Source organism: Phascolarctobacterium succinatutens, assembly GCF_023497905.1.
Lineage (GTDB): Bacteria > Bacillota > Negativicutes > Acidaminococcales > Acidaminococcaceae > Phascolarctobacterium_A > Phascolarctobacterium_A succinatutens.
Genome location: NZ_CP097284.1, coordinates 1603884 through 1622086, shown reverse-complemented (window position 1 = coordinate 1622086; position 18203 = coordinate 1603884). Strand labels below are relative to the sequence as shown.

At 49.6% G+C, this 18203-nt stretch carries 20 protein-coding genes, 2 tRNA genes and 1 other annotated feature; of the genes, 21 read left to right on the top strand and 1 reads right to left on the bottom strand.

Annotated elements, in window-relative coordinates; genetic code table 11:
* Positions 1 to 189 precede the first annotated feature (189 nt).
* The 7 genes from M5E81_RS07685 to M5E81_RS07655 all read left to right on the top strand — a co-directional run bounded on the left by M5E81_RS07685 (position 190) and on the right by M5E81_RS07655 (position 5216).
* Positions 190 to 1137 (top strand): glucosaminidase domain-containing protein, encoded by a 948-nt coding sequence (locus M5E81_RS07685; protein ID WP_009145130.1) that lies wholly within the window; start codon positions 190 to 192, stop codon positions 1135 to 1137.
* 43 nt (positions 1138 to 1180) lie between these two features.
* Positions 1181 to 1660, top strand: a complete 480-nt coding sequence (gene trmL / locus M5E81_RS07680) for a tRNA (uridine(34)/cytosine(34)/5-carboxymethylaminomethyluridine(34)-2'-O)-methyltransferase TrmL (protein WP_040564986.1) — start codon at positions 1181 to 1183, stop codon at positions 1658 to 1660.
* Entirely contained in the window at positions 1657 to 2013 is a 357-nt protein-coding gene (gene queD, locus M5E81_RS07675; RefSeq protein WP_009145128.1) for a 6-carboxytetrahydropterin synthase QueD, read from the top strand. Before trmL ends, queD begins: the two co-directional genes overlap by 4 nt.
* A 1-nt stretch (position 2014) precedes the next feature.
* A complete protein-coding gene (gene folE2 / locus M5E81_RS07670) occupies positions 2015 to 2791 on the top strand; it encodes a GTP cyclohydrolase FolE2 (RefSeq protein WP_249747201.1) in 777 nt (258 codons plus the stop codon).
* The gene (gene folP / locus M5E81_RS07665) at positions 2782 to 3975 is read left to right on the top strand and encodes a dihydropteroate synthase (RefSeq protein WP_249747200.1); all 1194 of its coding nucleotides are present in this window, start codon (positions 2782 to 2784) and stop codon (positions 3973 to 3975) included. The genes folE2 and folP overlap by 10 nt, the downstream gene beginning before the upstream one ends.
* 299 nt (positions 3976 to 4274) lie before the next feature.
* Complete coding sequence (gene folK / locus M5E81_RS07660) at positions 4275 to 4733, top strand: 2-amino-4-hydroxy-6-hydroxymethyldihydropteridine diphosphokinase (protein WP_009145125.1); 459 nt, start codon at positions 4275 to 4277, stop codon at positions 4731 to 4733.
* Between the two features lie 81 nt (positions 4734 to 4814).
* A complete protein-coding gene (locus M5E81_RS07655) occupies positions 4815 to 5216 on the top strand; it encodes a zinc ribbon domain-containing protein (protein ID WP_009145124.1) in 402 nt (133 codons plus the stop codon).
* Positions 5217 to 5275: 59 nt separating this feature from the next.
* Here the strand turns inward: M5E81_RS07655 and rpmB are convergent, their stop codons facing one another.
* Positions 5276 to 5467: a 50S ribosomal protein L28 gene (rpmB, locus tag M5E81_RS07650; RefSeq protein ID WP_021719311.1), complete on the bottom strand. Its 192-nt coding sequence runs from the start codon at positions 5465 to 5467 to the stop codon at positions 5276 to 5278.
* A gap of 120 nt (positions 5468 to 5587) precedes the next feature.
* Here rpmB and recG point away from each other — a divergent pair, with 120 nt between their 5' ends.
* From recG to M5E81_RS07580, 14 genes are all read left to right on the top strand, one after another.
* Positions 5588 to 7648, top strand: coding sequence for an ATP-dependent DNA helicase RecG (gene recG, locus M5E81_RS07645; RefSeq protein WP_249747199.1), 2061 nt, complete (start codon positions 5588 to 5590; stop codon positions 7646 to 7648).
* Between the two features lie 15 nt (positions 7649 to 7663).
* Positions 7664 to 8362, top strand: coding sequence for a TVP38/TMEM64 family protein (locus M5E81_RS07640; RefSeq protein ID WP_009145122.1), 699 nt, complete (start codon positions 7664 to 7666; stop codon positions 8360 to 8362).
* A gap of 64 nt (positions 8363 to 8426) precedes the next feature.
* Entirely contained in the window at positions 8427 to 9629 is a 1203-nt protein-coding gene (gene hemW, locus M5E81_RS07635) for a radical SAM family heme chaperone HemW (protein ID WP_249747198.1), read from the top strand.
* A gap of 106 nt (positions 9630 to 9735) precedes the next feature.
* The gene (gene hrcA / locus M5E81_RS07630; RefSeq protein WP_009145120.1) at positions 9736 to 10770 is read left to right on the top strand and encodes a heat-inducible transcriptional repressor HrcA; all 1035 of its coding nucleotides are present in this window, start codon (positions 9736 to 9738) and stop codon (positions 10768 to 10770) included.
* An 18-nt stretch (positions 10771 to 10788) separates the two neighbouring features.
* Complete coding sequence (gene grpE / locus M5E81_RS07625) at positions 10789 to 11376, top strand: nucleotide exchange factor GrpE (RefSeq protein WP_249747197.1); 588 nt, start codon at positions 10789 to 10791, stop codon at positions 11374 to 11376.
* A 107-nt stretch (positions 11377 to 11483) separates the two neighbouring features.
* The gene (gene dnaK / locus M5E81_RS07620) at positions 11484 to 13334 is read left to right on the top strand and encodes a molecular chaperone DnaK (RefSeq protein ID WP_249747196.1); all 1851 of its coding nucleotides are present in this window, start codon (positions 11484 to 11486) and stop codon (positions 13332 to 13334) included.
* A gap of 254 nt (positions 13335 to 13588) precedes the next feature.
* The gene (dnaJ, locus tag M5E81_RS07615) at positions 13589 to 14740 is read left to right on the top strand and encodes a molecular chaperone DnaJ (protein ID WP_009145117.1); all 1152 of its coding nucleotides are present in this window, start codon (positions 13589 to 13591) and stop codon (positions 14738 to 14740) included.
* Positions 14741 to 14789: 49 nt separating this feature from the next.
* Positions 14790 to 14897 (top strand) — a sequence feature (ribosomal protein L20 leader region).
* A gap of 83 nt (positions 14898 to 14980) precedes the next feature.
* The gene (infC, locus tag M5E81_RS07610; RefSeq protein WP_009145116.1) at positions 14981 to 15484 is read left to right on the top strand and encodes a translation initiation factor IF-3; all 504 of its coding nucleotides are present in this window, start codon (positions 14981 to 14983) and stop codon (positions 15482 to 15484) included.
* Between the two features lie 17 nt (positions 15485 to 15501).
* Positions 15502 to 15699 (top strand): 50S ribosomal protein L35, encoded by a 198-nt coding sequence (gene rpmI, locus M5E81_RS07605; RefSeq protein WP_009145115.1) that lies wholly within the window; start codon positions 15502 to 15504, stop codon positions 15697 to 15699.
* Between the two features lie 28 nt (positions 15700 to 15727).
* On the top strand, positions 15728 to 16081 hold the full coding sequence (gene rplT / locus M5E81_RS07600; protein WP_210684724.1) for a 50S ribosomal protein L20: 354 nt from the start codon (positions 15728 to 15730) through the stop codon (positions 16079 to 16081).
* Positions 16082 to 16182: 101 nt separating this feature from the next.
* On the top strand, positions 16183 to 17109 hold the full coding sequence (locus M5E81_RS07595; RefSeq protein WP_249747195.1) for an AEC family transporter: 927 nt from the start codon (positions 16183 to 16185) through the stop codon (positions 17107 to 17109).
* A gap of 70 nt (positions 17110 to 17179) precedes the next feature.
* On the top strand, positions 17180 to 17965 hold the full coding sequence (locus tag M5E81_RS07590; RefSeq protein ID WP_249747194.1) for a TrmH family RNA methyltransferase: 786 nt from the start codon (positions 17180 to 17182) through the stop codon (positions 17963 to 17965).
* A 59-nt stretch (positions 17966 to 18024) separates the two neighbouring features.
* A tRNA-Tyr gene (locus M5E81_RS07585) sits at positions 18025 to 18109 on the top strand.
* A 9-nt stretch (positions 18110 to 18118) separates the two neighbouring features.
* Positions 18119 to 18194 (top strand) — tRNA-Met (locus M5E81_RS07580).
* Positions 18195 to 18203 lie beyond the last annotated feature (9 nt).

The window sequence follows — 18203 nt, the reverse complement described above, 5'->3', positions numbered from 1 at the left end:
CCCTCCTTAATTTAACAAGCTGATTGCTACTTGATGTTAAATAAGATAGCGCTTGGATGTTATCTTATAAATATTATAGCTTAAATCTACTTTTTTGTGAATTCCTCACTGCAGGGGTGGGAAAAACTTTACAATTTTGCCTCAAGTGCGGTAAAATTGATAGCGTGATATATATAGGAGTAATGCGCTATGAAATATAAAAAAATTACTTTTGCGTGTGTTCTGCTGGGTCTGTCGCTCTATGCCGGCGTGTGTGCGGCAACCGTGCGCGAGGTCGCTGATGAAGCACCGGCCTCCAAGCAGACGATTATCGCTGATAAAAAGGATAAGAAGCTGCTCAACAAAAAGCAGCGCGCTGTCCAAATAACTCAGGAAAAGGATAAAATTGTAGTATCTACCAAACCGGTGGCTAAACCGCCTGCCGGTACGATAAATGTTCCTGCCGCTCCGCGTCCGTCGCTGCTGCAGGAGAAGGACGGCAAGTTCTATTTTTCCGGTACTCAGCTACCGGATGATTACCGTAATATCGCTATTTACGGTGAGGCGATTGCCAGCAAGGCGCAGGCTGTTGCCTATATTTTGGCGGCTAACCCTGCTGTGAAGCTAGCCTGCCCGGTAGAGGAGCTGGTTGAGCTGTACTGGCAGGAGGCTAAGCGTGAAAACGTGCGTCCCGATCTTGCCCTGGCGCAATCGTTGGTTGAAACCGGTGCTTACCGTTATGGCGGTGATGTGCTGCATCATCAGAACAATTTCTGCGGTCTTGGTACTATCGGCGGCGGTGTGCGCGGTGCGTCCTTTGCTACGCCGCAGCTGGGAGTGCGTGCGCACATCCAGCATCTGCTGGCTTACACGCAGACGAAGCGTCCTTCAACGGATATTGTCGATCCGCGCTATGATCTGGCGCATAATATCCGCCTGGAGCGCGGTGTTGTCAACACCTGGTACGGTTTGAACGGTACCTGGGCGATGGGCTCGCTGTATTGCGAAAAGATTATGGCCACCTATCAGAAAATCCTGGCACAGCAGCCTGTTGAGCCGGAGATTAAGCCGGCACCGGCTGAACCGGTTAAGGAAAAGAATAAAAAGAAACGCAGTATGAAGCAGAGAGTTTCTGAAATACTGCAGGAGAAAAAATAAATTAACGACTGTGCAGCAGTCAGCTGAGGAGGCATTCAGTAAAATGCATATAGTTTTAGTTGAACCGGAAATTCCCGGCAATACCGGTAATATTGCACGTCTGTGCGCAGCAACCGGCTGCCACCTGCATTTGGTCCGTCCGCTTGGTTTTTCCGTGGAGGATAAATATTTGAAGCGTGCGGGTCTGGATTATTGGCATCTTGTTGATATCCATTATTATGACAGCGTTTATGAGGTGCTGGAAAAATATAAGGATAATCCTAAGTATTTCCTGACGACGAAGGCACACAGCTCTTATGCCGATGTTCAGTATGCTCAGGACAGCCTGCTGATTTTCGGCAAGGAAACTGCCGGCCTGCCGGAAACCTTGCTGCACGAATATCCCGAAAGCTGCATCCGTATTCCGATGATTGAGGATGCACGCTCTTTGAATTTGTCCAATTCCGTGGCGATTGTGGCTTATGAGGCACTGCGCCAAAACGGCTTTGCTGATTTAACCCTTTATGGAGGAGAATATAAATGATAATTATTAAGGAATTTGATTTTGACGCTGCGCATTATCTGCCTGCGTATAACGGCAAGTGCGAGCATTTGCACGGTCATACCTATAAGCTGGTGGTAAAGGTAGAGGGCACTCCCGACCACGAGGGTATGGTTATTGATTTTATCAAGTTGAAGAATCTGGTGAAGGAAGAGGTGCTGGCACATTTGGACCACGCCTGCCTGAATGATATTCTGCCGGTGCCTTCTGCGGAAAATATCAGCGTCTGGGTTTGGAATAAGCTGGTTGAGCTGCTTAAGAGCGACCATTATCATTTATATGAAGTAGAAGTTTGGGAAACTCGCACCAGTGGCTGCGTGTACAGAGGTGAATGACGTGAAGGATGTACAAAGCGAAAAGGATTTACGCAATATTTCTTTGAAGCATGTGGGAATAAAGGGCCTGCGCTGGCCGATTGAGCTGCGCGATAAAGCACGCGGTACGCAGCACAGCGTAGCAGAGGTAACACTGGCGGTTGATTTGCCGCATGATATGCGCGGTACGCACATGAGCCGTTTTGTGGAGTGTCTGCGTACTCTTGGTCCTGTGGGCCTTGCTGATGTGGAGGCAATTTTAGACCAGCTGAAGCAGCATCTGCAGGCTGAAAGAGCTTTTATCGAGCTGAAATTCCCGTATTTTGTAACGAAGAAGGCTCCTGTGAGCGGTATGGAAGCGCCGATGGATATCGATTGCGTGTATAAGGCCGAGAAGGGCGAGAAGCTGCGTTGGCGCATTACAGCTGTTGTGCCGGTGCAGACGCTGTGCCCCTGCTCCAAGGAAATCAGCGAATACGGTGCGCATAATCAGCGCGCCTGGGCGAAGCTGGAGGTTGAGGCGCAGGAAATGGTGTGGCTGGAGGAGCTGGTGGAATATGCCGAGGCTTCCGCAAGCACGCCGCTTTACGGTCTTTTGAAGCGCCCCGATGAAAAATATGTTACGGAGCATGCTTATGAAAATCCGCGTTTTGTAGAGGATGCTGTGCGTGAGGTTGCTTTGCGTCTGGAGGCGGATAAGCGTATTACCTGGTATCGTGCAGAGGTGGAGAGCATGGAAAGCATCCATAATCATAACGCTTTTGCTGTTGTGGAAAAAGGTGAGAATGAATGTTATTAAAGGTTAACCGTGAAGGCTTGGAGGCAGCGCTGGCAAGTATCGGCGCTCATGCCGACAGTCTGCCTATTTTTGCGCATAAGGCGGAGATTATTCCGTTCAAGCTGCTTGGTGTGCGTACGCCGGCAGCGAATATTATCAAGCAGGAGATGCTGGCGGTGGGCGGCGACGCCGTAACACCGGTGGGTGCTGTTACCTGTGCTGCGAAGTATGTTGATATCCTGCTTTTGGGTACGCTGAAGCATTATAAGGTGCTTTTGAAGAAGCTGGCACAGATGCCGTACTTTGGCATTCCGCAGGCTGCTATTGATTTGGAGATGGCGCTGACACCGCAAAAGCTGTGCACTACTCTGGCTGACGGCAGAGTGCTGACCTATGAGAAGATGTGCGTGATGGGTATTCTGAACGTTACGCCCGATTCCTTTTATGAGGGCAGCCGTGTTCCTGCTATGGAGGAGCTGGTGGAGCGTGCAGGCAGAATGCTTGCTGCGGGTGCCGGTGTGCTGGATATCGGCGGTGAGTCTGCCCGTCCGGGCAGCGACAGCGTTGATGGGGAGGAGGAGCGCCGCCGCGTAGTTCCGGCGATTGCTGCTTTGCGCAAGGCTTATCCCGATGCTGTTATTTCTATTGATACCTATCGTGCGGATACGGCGGAGGCAGCTATTGCTGCGGGTGCTGATATTATCAACGATATCAGTGCGATGGAGGCTGACCCGCGCATGGCTGACGTGGTTGTGGCAACTAAAGCGCCGATTATTCTTATGCATATGCGCGGTACGCCGAAGAATATGCAGCAGAACTGCGAGTACAAGGATGTTGTGCAGGAGGTTGCCGTTTATCTGGCGCAGAGAGCGCAGCTTTTGCGTGAGCGTGGTGTGAGTGCGGATAAGATTATTCTGGATCCGGGTATCGGCTTTGCCAAGAATGTGGAGCAGAATTTGCTGTTGATGCGTGACCTGAAGGCTTTGACGAGCTTTGGTTATCCTGTGCTGCTGGCGGCGTCGCGCAAGAGTACGCTTGGTGCTGTGCTGGGCGGTGTACCGGCAGAGCAGCGTTTGGAGGGAACGATTGCGACGAGTCTGCAGGCAATTTACGCAGGGGCACAGATGGTGCGCGTGCATGATGTTGAGGAGAACGTGCGGGCGATTCGCACACTAGAGGCTATTTTGCGCGGCAGTGCGGAGTAGGTTAGCTTAGAAAGAATTGTTTTAGCAATTATCTGTCACGCTGCGACGGAATAGTGACATAAGCAATTATTTATCGCGGTGGAAGCATAAAAATTTTAGGAAATAAGTGCTTGGAACAAAAGAAATTGCAATACTGTTTGAGCGCTAAGCTGACTTGTGTAGAAAAATGCTACGCATAGCGCGAGTTTATTGCAATTTCGTCTTTGTTCCGCGCGAAATTGCCGTTAAGAAATTTTTCGCTGTAACGCGATAGATAATTGCTGGAATATCATATCACATCAAAAGAACAGGAGTCTGAGATGGCTATTGCATATGTTGCCTTGGGCAGTAACCTGGGCGATAAGAAAAAGAATTTACAGCGCGCGCTGATGCTGCTGATGCAGCAGGGCGTGGATGTACTGCAGGTTTCCGGCTATTTTGCTACGGAGCCTTACGGTGTGACGGACCAGCCGCAGTTTTTGAATGCTGTGTGCAAGGTGCGCACTAATTTGGAGCCTGTGGCGCTTTTGCGTACACTTTTGGCAACGGAGCTGGCGATGGGACGTGTGCGCCTGCGTCATTGGGGCGAGCGCAATATTGATCTGGATTTGCTGCTTTACGAAAATGTCGTAATGCAGACACCGGAGCTTACGCTGCCGCATCCCGATATGCAGAACAGGGATTTTGTGCTGCTGCCGTTACTGGATATTGCGCCGGAGCTGGAGCATCCGCTGCTGCATAAGACTGTAAGGGAAATGGCAGCGGAACTGAACAAATAATGCTGCGGCACGAGCGATTTGTTTTACAGCAAATATGCGCTTGTGCTATAATTAAGAAAAAACATCTGGCAGGAGGTAGCTATGAGAATAGATGGTGCCGGCGGTTGCTTTGATAACCGTCTTTATGAAGTTGATATTGACGTAGCCTGGAATATTGCCTTGCTGTGCGTCAATGAGATGGGTGTAACTATTGATGAACAGGATGATGCTGCACATCAGCTGCACTTCCATAACAAGAAAAAAATTATGCAGCTGGCTATGCAGTCTTTGGATGAAGAAACCGTACAGGTTATCATGGACTCCACCAAGGAGCGTCTGCAGATTTATAACTGGAAGCGCGAGGACAAAGAGGTTAACCAGTTCTATGAGCTGTTCGAAAAGAAGCTCACTGAATACCGTGCCTTTATTTTGTGCCCGAACTGCTCCGCAAAAATCAGCTCTTTGGTTAAGTTCTGCCCCGAGTGCGGCTGCAAAGTAAAATAAGCGCAAAAAAAGAAACCAAATACCGATTGGTATTTGGCTTCTTTTTAAATCCGAACGGATTAGATTGCGCGGTTAACTTTACCGGAACGCAGGCAACGGGTGCAAACGTTCAAGCGTTTAACAGAACCTTCAACAACTGCTCTTACTTGTTGAATATTCGGGTTCCAAGCACGTTTGGTGTGTCTATTGGAGTGGCTGACGTTGTTGCCAGCGAGTTTTCCTTTACCGCAGATTTCGCAGATAGATGCCATTGTTTCCCACCTCCTTAAACGTGATAAGACATAAGGCACATTCAAATTTAACATGAGTATCATACCATAAAAAGCGCAGAAAAGCAAGGGAATTTTAAGATAAAGAGGGTATTTTTATAAATGTGGTGGAAAGAACCTGTAACAACACTAAAAGGTGTAGGCGTAAAAAAAGCAGCTGAGCTGGCTGCTCTTAATATTTTCAGCGTGGGTGATTTGCTGGAATTTTACCCGCGTCAGGGTGCTTATCTCGATTATACCAAGCTCAAAACGATTAAGGAGCTTGATGTAGACAACAGTAAGCAGATTTTTAAAGCGACCGTTTATCAGGTGAAAAACGGCTACGGTGCCAGCCGTCGCAGCTATACGTCCGTGACGGTGCGTGACGAAACAGGTTATGCCACGCTGTACTTTTTCGGCGGGCAGCGCTACAAGGCGCAGAAGCTGAAGCCGGATACCGTGCTGCAGATTACAGGCCGCGTAAGGCAGGGGCGCACTACGAAGTCCGTCAGCGAGGTTGATGTGCAGCCTTTGGAGCAGGACGAGGGCAAAACGCCGGGCATTGTGCCGGTGTATGCTTTGAGCGGCAACCTGACGCAGAAGAACCTGCGTACCTGGATAAGCGAGGCGCTGCGCTTGGCAGCAGAGGATTTGCCGGAAAGCCTGCCGGCGAAGGTTGTGAGTCAATGCAATTTGCCCGACCGCTATACGGCGCTGAAAAATATTCACTTCCCGGAAAGCTGGGAAGCGTTGCGACGTGCCAAGCAGCGCTTTGTTTTTGAGGAGCTGTTTTTGCTGCAGTGCGGCTTGCTGTATTATCGTCAGCAGAGCCATGACAACAGAGAGGGCATCAAGCACGCTGCAGACGGTGCGCTTGTTAAAGATGTAATGCAGGGACTGCCCTTTGAGCTGACGGCGGCACAGCAACAGGCATGGCGTGAGATTTCGCTGGATATGCAGGATAAAAAGCCTATGCACCGCATTCTGCAGGGCGATGTAGGCAGCGGCAAGACGGTTATCAGTGCGTTGGCGTTGGCTAAGGCGGTGGAAAACGGTTATCAGGGCTGTATTATGGTGCCTACGGAGATTTTGGCTGCGCAGCATTTTGAAACGCTGGAGCAATATCTGCAGCCTTACGGTGTGCGTATTGCTTTACTGACGGGCGGTATGCGTGCTAAGGCAAGGCGTGAGCTGCTGCTGAATCTGGAGCTTGGTCTTGTTGACGTGGTTGTGGGTACGCATGCGCTTTTGGAGGAGGATGTGCGCTTTGCCAATCTGTCGCTGACGGTGACGGACGAGCAGCACCGCTTCGGCGTAGAGCAGCGTGCGCGTCTGTCCAATAAATCGGCCAATGCTCCCGATGTACTGGTAATGACGGCAACGCCGATTCCGCGTACCTTGGCGCTTACTGTTTACGGCGATCTGGATATTTCCGTAATGAAGGGACGTCCGCCGCAGCGCAAGCCGGTGCGGACACTGTGCTATACGGACGAGCGCCGCCGTGAGGTGTACGCCGGCCTGGTACGTCAGGTGCAGGCAGGAAGGCAGGCTTATGTTGTCTGCCCGCTGATTGAGGAATCGGATGTTCTGGCTGTGCATAGCGCAGAAAGAGTATACGAAGAGCTGAAGCGTGATTTTCTGCAGGATATTCCCTGCGCTCTGCTGCATGGCAGGCTGAAGGGTGCGGAGAAGGATGCCATTATGAGCAGCTTTGCGGCAGGCGAACTTAAGGTGCTGGTGAGCACTACGGTTATCGAGGTAGGCGTGAACGTGCCCAATGCTACGCTGATGGTGATTGAAAATGCGGAGCGCTTCGGCTTGGCACAGCTGCACCAGCTGCGCGGACGTGTAGGTCGCGGCAGCGAGCAGTCCTACTGCGTGCTGCTGACGGCCGCCGATTCGCCGGAGGCACTGGCGCGTTTGAACGTACTGCATGAGAGCGAGGACGGCTTTTATCTTGCGGAAAAAGATATGGAGCAGCGCGGTGCAGGGCAGCTCTTCGGCTTAAAGCAGCATGGCTTGCCAGATTTGCGAATTGCTGATATAATGCGAGATGTTGACGTAATTGCGCAGGTTCGCCAACTGGCGCAGGCGCAGCTGCGTACGCCGGAGGACTGGGCGGAAATCCGTCGTCTGGTGGAAATGCAGTTTGGCGAACGCTTTAATATGATTTTCAATACTTAAAGAGGGTATAAATACATGAAAAAAGACTGGTTAAAAAATCCTGATGTTTGTGCTAAGGTGACGGCGGCACTTTTGCTGGTGGCCTTGTTTTTAGGTATTCACTTTTTTGCCGATGATTTCTTTAACAAAACCTTTACGCTGGCAATCAGCGGCAATGTCAACGGCCTGGTGGAATATCTGCGCTCCTTTGGACCGTGGGCGATTTTAATCAGTTTTGTGCTGGATGTGCTGATTAATGCCGGCAGCGTTTTCCCGTCGATTTTTCTTTCTACAGCCAACGGTCTGATTTTCGGCCTGCCACTGGGCATCACAATTTCCTGGCTGGCTGAAACAACCGGTGTGGTTATAAGCTTTTACCTGATGCGCTTCTTCTTCCGTGATACGGCGCAGAAGCTGATTGAAAAAAGCAACTCGCTGAAATCCATTGATGAGGCAAGCAGCAAGCACGGCCTGGAGTGGATGGCCTTCGCCAGGGCGCTGCCGTATTTTCCGTCAGGCATTTTGACGGCGGTGGGTGCTGTGAGCAGCATGAGTGCGCGTGATTACATTATTGCTAACCTTATCGGCAAATTTCCTTCTACGGCGTTGGAGGTTGTCATCGGTCATGATGTAGTTAATTTCCAGGAGCATAGCCAAAGATTAACGATTTTGATCTTGGTTGTGGGCGCTGTCTTTTTTGCGTATAAAAAATGGTTCTATAAAAAGGGAAAATAAATTTGCTTAGGCGTCGCTGCAGTAATTTCTGTGGCGGCGTTTTTTCAAGATACGGAGAGGATAAATGATGATGGAAAATAAAAATGTGCGGCCATGGAAGCAATATCAGGCGCTTTATCTGCATATACCGTTTTGCGTACAGAAATGCTTGTACTGCGATTTTGCTTCTTATGCCGGCTTTGGCGAGCAGGCAAAGCGTGATTATACCGATGCTGTGTGCAAAGAAATCGCCCTGCGTGCGGCTGAGGCGGCAAACATGGCGGCGAACGCCAGCATTTACTTTGGCGGCGGTACGCCGAGCGTGCTGCCTACGGAATGTATTGCTAAGCTGGTGAATGCATTGAAGCAGTACGGCTTTTGGCAGCAGCCCTGCGAGGCAACGATTGAGGTGAACCCCGGCACGGCGGATTTAGCCAAGCTGCAGACATTGCGCAGCCTTGGCTTTGACCGCATCAGCTTCGGCGTACAGTCGCTGCAGGATGACGAGCTGCGGGCGATAGGACGCATTCACAACGCACAGCAGGCACTGGAGGCGTTGGCATTGGCACGCAAAGCAGGCTTCGCACGCATCAGTGCGGATTTGATTTACGGCCTGCCGTCGCAGACGCTTACCAGCCTGCAGGATACGCTGGAGCGTTTGGCCGATACGGGCATAGAGCATATTTCTGTTTACGGCCTGATTGTGGAGGATGGCACGCCGTTGGCAAGCCTTGTGGACAAGGGCAGAATAACTTTGCCTGATGACGATACTGCGGCGGACATGTATGAGCTGGTGCAGAGTTTTTTGCGCGAGCGTGGCTTTGAGCGCTACGAAATTTCCAACTACGCGAAAAACGGACAGTATTCACGCCATAATACCGTTTACTGGGAATATCATCCCTACATGGCCTTCGGCGCTGCTGCCTGCGGCTTTGATGGGCAAAGACGGCGTACCGGGCTTATTACGGTAAAGGAATATATCGGGCAGCTGCAAAGCTTCGGCGGTGACGATTTACGTGCAAGTGCATTATATAATGTAGAAGAATTATCTTGCGCAGAGCTGTTGGAGGAGTTCATGTTCATGGGACTGCGCCGCAGCGAAGGTGCGAGCCTGGCGGAGGCACGCGAGCGCTTTGGCGTTGATGTGCTGCAGCGCTTTGCCTCCGAGCTGGCGCCGCTGTTTGAACAAAAGCTTATTGCGTATGATGCAAGCACGCAAAGACTGCGCCTGACAGAGCGTGGTATGGAGGTCGGCAATCAAATATTTGAAGTTTTTGTGATAACTTAAAAATAAATCAAAAAGGTGTTGACAATAAAGTAGGCTAGTGCTATCCTAGTATCAAGATGTTAGCACTCCTAATGAAAGAGTGCTAACAATCAAATGAGGTGGGAATATGTTAAACGAAAGAAAGAAAAAAATTCTCCAGCTCATAATTGAGGATTATATTTCAACTGCTGAGCCTGTAGGTTCAAGGACGATTGCCCGCAAATATGATTTGGGCCTCAGTCCAGCGACCATCCGTAACGAGATGAGTGACCTGGAGCTCCTGGGTTATCTGGAGCAGCCGCACACCTCGGCCGGACGTGTACCGTCGGCTCAGGCTTATCGTCTTTATGTTGACTCGCTTGTTGAGCCGGGCACTCTGACAGATAATGACAGAGCACTGATTAACGGCTGGTTCAGCGAAAGACGCAGAAGCATTGATGAAATCTTCCAGTCAACGGCTAAAATCCTTTCCCGGATGACGAAGAATGTTTCAATGGTGCTGGCTAACCGTGATGCCGGTGCGTGCTTCCGTTATATGAAGTTTTTACCTCTGGATGAGCACCATGCCATCCTGTGCATTGTAACAGATGACGGCAATGTGGCCAATTGCGTGGTAGAAATTCCTTTGGGAATGCGGCCGGAGGAGCTGGACTACATGGCAGGACGCGTCAGCAGACTGCTGGAGGGCAGAGCGCTGGCGAACATTACCGAGGACCTGCTGCAGGCGGTGCATACCAATATAGCAGATGATAAGCTGCTGTTCACATCGCTGGTACAGTCCATCCGCCAGATGCGTCAGAAATACCAGCAGCAAAAGGTTTTCCTGGGTGGCACCAAGCAGCTGCTTAACCAACCGGAATTCCGCGATGTGGAGCGTGTGAAGAATCTTCTGGGTATCCTTGAAGAGGAGCGCGTAGTACGCGATTTGCTGAGGGCAGGCGAGGACAGCGGACTGAAGATCACGATTGGCAGTGAAAACAAATTCACCGGCATTCAGGATTGCAGCATGGTACAGGCAACCTACCGTCTTAACGGTCAGATAGTCGGTACGATGGCAGTTCTTGGCCCGACGCGTATGGAATACGGCAAGGTAATTACCGTAATGGATTACCTGCATAAGTATTTGAAAACGATGTTCGAGCAAAAGCCCGACAATAAATAAAACTAAGGAGGAAGAGCCTTGCAGGATAATGAAATGAAAGAAAAACAGGCTGAGCAGGAGGCTGCGGAAGCGAAGGCTGCCGAACAGGAAACTGCGGAAGCTGCAGAAGCTGAAAAAGCTGAAGATGCAAAAAATGCGGAGGAAGCCGCTGAGCCTGAGGTTGACCCGAAGGATGCCAAAATCGAAGAGCTGCAAAATCGTTTATTGAGATTGCAGGCCGATTTTGAAAACTTCCGCCGTCGCACCAATATAGAAAAGGAACAGCTTTCCAACTTTGTAACAGCAAATGTGGTTGGCAAGTTCTTAAAGGTTTTAGATAATTTTGAGCGTGCTGAAGCAAGCGTCGAAAAGGGCGATAATGTGGATGCAGTTGTCGACGGTATGAAAAAAATCCGCCGTCAGTTTGAAGATGCCTTCAAGGATCTGAAGGTAGAAGAAATTGAAGCTCAAAATGCCAAGTTTGACCCGAATATCCACGAAGCTGTAATGCGCGGTCATAATCCGGAGCTGGATGATGAAATCGTAGATATGGTTTTCGAAAAAGGCTATAAGCTGGGTGACAAGGTTATCCGTCACAGTAAGGTAAGAGTAAACACCAACGAATAAAGCTGGCGTGCTCTTCACAATAAATTTAAAAAATATATCACATCGATTCGGTAAAAATGCGGCAGCTGCCGCATCACCGAAGGATAGTAATCAGGAGGATAAAAATCATGGCTAAAGTAATTGGTATTGACTTAGGTACTACTAATAGTGTTGTTGCAGTTATGGAAGGCGGCGAACCTACCGTCATCACTAACCAGGAAGGCAGCCGCTTAACCCCGTCTGTTGTAGGCTTTGCTAAAAACGGCGAGCGTCTTGTTGGTCAGCTGGCAAAACGTCAGGCAGTTTCCAACCCTGACAGAACCATCAGCTCCATCAAACGTCACATGGGCGAAGGCTCTTACAGAGTAACTGTCGATGACAAAAAATATTCCCCGGAAGAAATTTCCGCAATGATTCTGCAAAAACTGAAAGCTGATGCAGAGGCTTATCTGGGCGAAACCGTATCCCAGGCAGTTATCACTGTTCCGGCATACTTCAATGACAGCCAACGTCAGGCTACTAAAGACGCAGGCAAGATTGCAGGCCTCGATGTTCTGCGTATCGTCAACGAGCCTACCGCTGCTTCTCTGGCATACGGCATTGATAAAACCGACGACCATACCATCATGGTATACGACCTCGGCGGCGGCACCTTCGATGTATCTATTCTGGATGTCGGCGACGGCGTATTCGAAGTAAAAGCAACCAACGGTGATACTCATCTGGGCGGCGATGACTTCGATAAGAAAATCATGGACTGGATGGTTGACGAATTCAAGAAAGCTGAAGGCATTGACCTTTCTACCGACCGTATGGCTATGCAACGTCTGCGTGAGGCTGCTGAAAAAGCTAAAATCGAATTGTCCGGCGTTATGAGCACCAACATCAACCTGCCGTTCATTACTGCAGGTGCTGACGGCCCGAAACATCTGGATATGGACCTGACCCGTGCTAAATTCGAAGCTATGACTGCCGATCTGGTTGAACGCACCATGGGCCCTGTTCGTCAGGCCATGAGCGATGCAGGTCTTTCCACAAGCGATATCAGCAAAGTAATCCTGGTCGGCGGTTCTTCCCGTATCCCGGCTGTACAGGCTGCTATCAAAGCATTCATGGGCAAAGAGCCTTACAAAGGAGTTAACCCGGACGAATGCGTTGCAGTAGGTGCTGCTATCCAGGCTGGCGTTCTCTCCGGTGAAGAAGGTACCGGCAACGTACTGCTGCTGGATGTAACTCCGTTGTCCTTGGGTATTGAAACCCTCGGCGGTGTATTCACCAAGATTATCGACCGTAACACCACTATCCCGACCTCTAAGAAACAGGTATTCTCTACCGCTGCAGATAACCAGCCTTCCGTTGATATCCATGTTCTGCAAGGCGAACGTGAAATGGCTGCAGACAACAAAACTCTGGGCCGCTTCGAGCTGTCCGGCATCCCGGCTGCACCGCGTGGAATTCCTAAAATCGAAGTTTCCTTCGACATCGATGCTAACGGTATCGTTAACGTAAGCGCTAAAGATCTTGGCACCGGTAAAGAACAAAAGATTACCATTACCTCCTCCGGCACCCTTGATAAGGACGAAGTAGACAGAATGGTTAAAGAAGCAGAAGCTAACGCTGAAGCTGATAAGAAACGTAAGGAAGGCGTAGAAGTTCGCAACCAGGCCGACAACATGTGCTATCAGGCTGAAAAGACCATGAAAGACATGGAAGGCAAAGGCAAGGACGAATTAATCGCTAAGGTTAAAGCTGCAGTTGACACCCTGAAAGAAACCATGAAGGGTGACGATCTCGACAAGATTAAAGCTGATACCGAAGCTCTGACCAAACCGCTGTACGAGCTGAGCGCTGAGCTTTACAAAGAAACTCAGGCACAAGAGGGTGCTGCGGGCGCACAAGGCGCTGCAGGTGCTCAGGGTGCTAAAAAAGCCGATGACGATGTTGTTGACGCTGAAGTTGTTGACGACGACAAGAAATAATCCTGTCTATAAAGCACCGTCTGCGTTGTTAGGACTCCTCGACGTACTAAAAGTACGCCGTCGTCGTTTCGCCTAGCATCTGATACCTTCTCACCAGCCTTCGGGTTGGGTGAAAAGAACCATCTGTGTTATTGATGCAGACGTAAAAAAGTAATATAATATTAGTGCCCAGCTGCTGTGGCAACCGCCATCATGCATCTGGGCATTATATGCTTAAATAATATTCGTTAGAAAAGTTTTAGGAGGCGCCTGTTTTGGCTAAGAGAGATTATTATGAGGTACTGGGAGTAAGCAAAACAGCTTCCCAGGACGAAATAAAAAAAGCATTCCGTAAACTGGCCCTGAAATATCATCCTGACCGTAATAAGGGCAACGAAGAAGCCATGAACAAATTCAAGGAAGCCAATGAGGCTTACAGTGTCCTTTCCGATGAGCAGAAGCGCCAGCAGTATGACCAGCTTGGCCCTGATGCCTTCGAACAGGCGCAGACTGCCGGCGGCGCCGGCGGTAATCCGTTCGGCGGAGGCTTCGGTGGCTTTGGCGGCGGAGGCATGGATGATATTTTCGATATGTTCTTCGGCGGCCAGGGACGCGGTCGCGGCGGCCGCGAAGCGGGCCCGCAGCGCGGTGCGGATTTGCGCTTTGATATGGAAATTACCTTTGAAGAGGCAGCATTCGGCGTAGAAAAGGAAATCAATCTGTATCGCGACGAAACCTGCGACCATTGCCACGGTGATGGTGCAGAACCCGGCTCCAAGGTTGAAACCTGTCCTGAATGTCACGGCTCCGGCTATGTACGCTTCACCCAGAACACCATGTTCGGTCAGATGGTAAATGAGCGTCCGTGCTCCAAGTGCCACGGCGAAGGCAAGATTATTTCCAACCCTTGTAAGGAATGCCGCGGCAAGGGTACTGTGAAGAAGAATAAACGCCTGAAGGTAAAAATTCCTGCAGGTGTAGATAACGGCTCCCGTCTGCGCGTAAGCGGCGAGGGTGAGGCCGGTGCTAAGGGCGGTCAGAGCGGTGATCTTTACGTATATCTGTACGTGAAGCCACACAAGTTCTTTGAACGTGATGGCACTACTGTTCTGTGCGAGGTACCTGTCAATATCGTACAGGCAACCCTGGGCGCTGAGATCAAGGTTCCTACGCTGGATGGTCAGGTAACCGTTAAGGTTCCCGAAGGCACTCAGCCCGGTAAGGTGCTGCGCCTGAAGGGGAAGGGTATTCCCAGCCTGCGCGGCGGTCAGCGCGGTGATCAGCTGGTTCGCATTAAGGTAGTTGTGCCGACTAAGCTGAACGAAAAGCAGAAGGAAGCACTGCGCAGCTTCGGTGAAATCAGCAAGGATAATATCAGCCCCGAGGAAAAGAGCTTCTTCAATAAAATCAAAAATCTTTTTAAATAAAAACTGTAAATAGCTTGACACTTATCGGGCTATGTGTTATCATATTCTAGTAACAAAGCAGAAGCCACTCGCTTCTCACCTTGCGGCAAACGCTCGACAGGGTTGGATATGATATTCATGCGGGTGGAATTTGTTCTGCCCGCTTTTTTATTTTGCTTATATCTGATATGTTACAGATTTTATAAGCAGTAATTGCTTATCTGATGTTCATGGAGGTGAATTGTTATAAGTAAGGAAAGCTTGCGTATTAACGAAGAAATTCGTGCGCGTGAAGTGCGTGTTATTGCCAATGGGGGCGAACAGCTCGGCATTATGTCCAGCCGTGACGCTCTGAAGCTTGCATTAGAAAATCATCTGGACTTAGTCGAAATTGCTCCGACAGCAAAACCGCCTGTGTGCCGGATTATGGATTATGGCAAGTATCGTTACGAGCAGCAAAAACGCGAAAAAGAAGCTCGTAAGAAACAAAAGACCTTCGACATTAAAGAAGTTAAGTTGCGTCCCGGTATCGAGGACCACGACTTCAATGTTAAGTATAAGAATGCAGTACGTTTCCTGGAAGATGGCGATAAGGTAAAAGTTACCATCATGTTCCGTGGCCGCGAACTGTCTCATCCTGAGCTTGGCGAGGTGCTGCTGAATCGTATGGCACAGCAGTTGAAAGAAATTGCCGTCGTAGAAAGAGTTCCAAAATTAGAAGGCAAAAACATGATTATGATTGTTGCGCCAAAACCTGCTAAATAATAGAGGAGGAAATCACAATGCCGAAAATGAAAACCCGTAGAGCTGCTGCAAAGCGCTTCAAAAAAACCGCTTCTGGTGAATTCAAACATTTTAAAAACTTCAAGAGCCACATTCTCGAACATAAATCTCCTGCACGTAAGAGAAACCTGCGTAAAGCAGCTCTGGTGCACAAGACTGACAAAGAGCATGTAGCAAAAATGCTCCCGTACGCATAATTAAGGGATTTAAAGGAGGATACTAACAATGGCAAGAGTTAAAGTGGGCGTAACCGCTCATCGTCGTCATAAACACATTCTGAAACTGGCTAAAGGTTACTATGGTTCCCGCAGCAAACAATTCAAAAAAGCTAATGAGCTGGTAATGAAAGCTCTGTCCTATGCTCGTCGTGACCGTCGCGCTAAAAAACGCGAGTTCCGTCGTCTGTGGATCGCTCGTATCAACGCTGCTACCCGTGCTAACGGCCTGAGCTACAGCCGTTTCATCTGCGGCCTGACTAAAGCTGGCATCGAAATGAACCGCAAAGTTATGGCTGACATGGCTATCTATGACTCTGCTGCTTTCGCTAAGCTGGTAGAAGCTGCTAAAGCTGCTCTGTAAGAGAAAAGTAAATACTGACTGGTGCGTAGGCGCTGGTCTGAGCCTGCTCCTGTGTGTGCACGGGAGCAGGTTTTTTTGTAATTTGTGAGGGGTTTAGTTTTATGTTAGTAGTTTTAAGTAAAGCCCTGGCCTTTGTGCTCATCATACTTATAGGCTATATCTGCAAACGCCGCGGCTTTTTTTCACCGACCGACTATCAGGTCGTAAGCAAAATTGTTTTGAATATTACGCTGCCCTGTGCCGTAATCAACAGCTTTGCACATTTTGAGATGGATTTTTCGCTAATCGCTGCCGTCTTTTTAGGCTTATTCGGCAATCTGATGATGCTTTTTGTATCTCTGATGCTGACACGCGGTGATACGCCGGCTACCAAGATTTTCTATATCTTCAGCCTTGCGGGTTATAATGTAGGCTGCTTTACGTTGCCGTTTGCGCAGGCCTTTTTAACGCCCTTTGCTGTAGTCGGTCTGTGTATGTTCGACGTGGGCAATTCGATTATGTGTACAGGTATGACCTATGCGCTGACGGCCTCCTGCATCGGTTATGCGGACGGACGCAAGGACAAATTCAGCATGAAGAATATTACGGACAAGCTGCTGCATTCGGTGCCGTTTGTTGTTTATATCAGCATGCTGCTGCTGTCGCTGGCAGGCTTCCACTTCCCTAAGAGCGTGTATACGTTTACGGAGATTGTAGGCACAGGCAACCCGTTTTTGAGTATGCTGATGATTGGTATGATGTTTGAAATTAAGCTGGATAAGAAGGCGATGGGCTATGTCAAGGAGCTGTTCAGTGTGCGTTATGCAATATCGCTTTTATGCGCCGCTGCTTTTATTTATCTGGCGCCTTTCAAGCAGGAGATAAATTATGTGATTGCGCTGGCGTTTATGGCACCCTGCACGATTATCGGCCCGATTTTTGTAGAGAAGCTGGGAGCAAATGTACAGCTGGCCAGCCTGTTCAATTCATTGACAATCATTACCAGCGTCGTTCTTTTTACAGCTTTTTTCATTATAATAAATGGCTGATTGACGTTGGCTTAAATATATTAGTATAATAGTAGAAAAGTAATGTGACTACGTATAGAGGAGAAACAAGATGGAACTTACCGGATTGCAAAACCCAATGGTGAAGGCTGCAGCGGAGCTGAAGCAGAAGAAATATCGTCAGCAGCAGGGCCTGTTCTTGGCGGAGGGCCTGCGTACTGTGGAAGAAGCAGTGCGTTACGGCGCCGTGCAGAGCATTTTTTATACTGCGATTGAGGATGACCGCACCCGTGCTGTGCTAGAAGAGGCTGCGGCCAAGCAGATTAAGCTCGTCTGTGTGAGCGACAAGGTGCTGAAAAAAATTGCCGATACCGAAACGCCGCAGGGAATTATTGCTGTGTGTGAAATGCGCAGCAAGCGTCTGGATGAGTTTCTGGCATCCGGCAAAATGCTGCTTGTTCTGGACAGGGTTACGGACCCGGGAAATATCGGTACCATGCTGCGAACTGCGGATGCTGCCGGCGTAGGCGGCCTGCTGCTCTTGCAGGGCTGCGCTGATATTTATGCGCCGAAAACCGTGCGTGCTTCCATGGGCTCGCTATTCCACCTGCCGGTGCTGAGCGGTTTGAGCGAGGAGCTGTTGGTGCAGGCAGCACGTAAGGCCGGCTATGAGCTGCTGGTTACCTGCCTGGACGGTGCGGATAATTTGTACAAGTCTGATTTGCAGGGACGTCTGGCTTTCGTTATGGGCAATGAGGCCAACGGCGTGAGTCCTGCTTTGCTGGCGGCAGCAGACAAGCGCGTCTTTATCCCTATGCAAGGACGTGCGGAATCGCTGAACGTGGCTATGGCTGCCGGTATAGTTATGTTTGAGGCGCTGCGTCAGAAGCTTAAATAATTTTTTAGTTTTTGCTTGACAAAAGTATCTCACTATAATATAATATCTATGTTGCCTATGGATGGGTTCCCGAGTGGTTAAAGGGAGCAGACTGTAAATCTGCCGCGTTTCGCTTCGTTGGTTCGAATCCAACCCCATCCACCAACTTAACATCGCGGGGTGGAGCAGTTGGTAGCTCGTCGGGCTCATAACCCGAAGGTCGGTGGTTCAAGTCCGCCCCCCGCAACCAACTTTATAT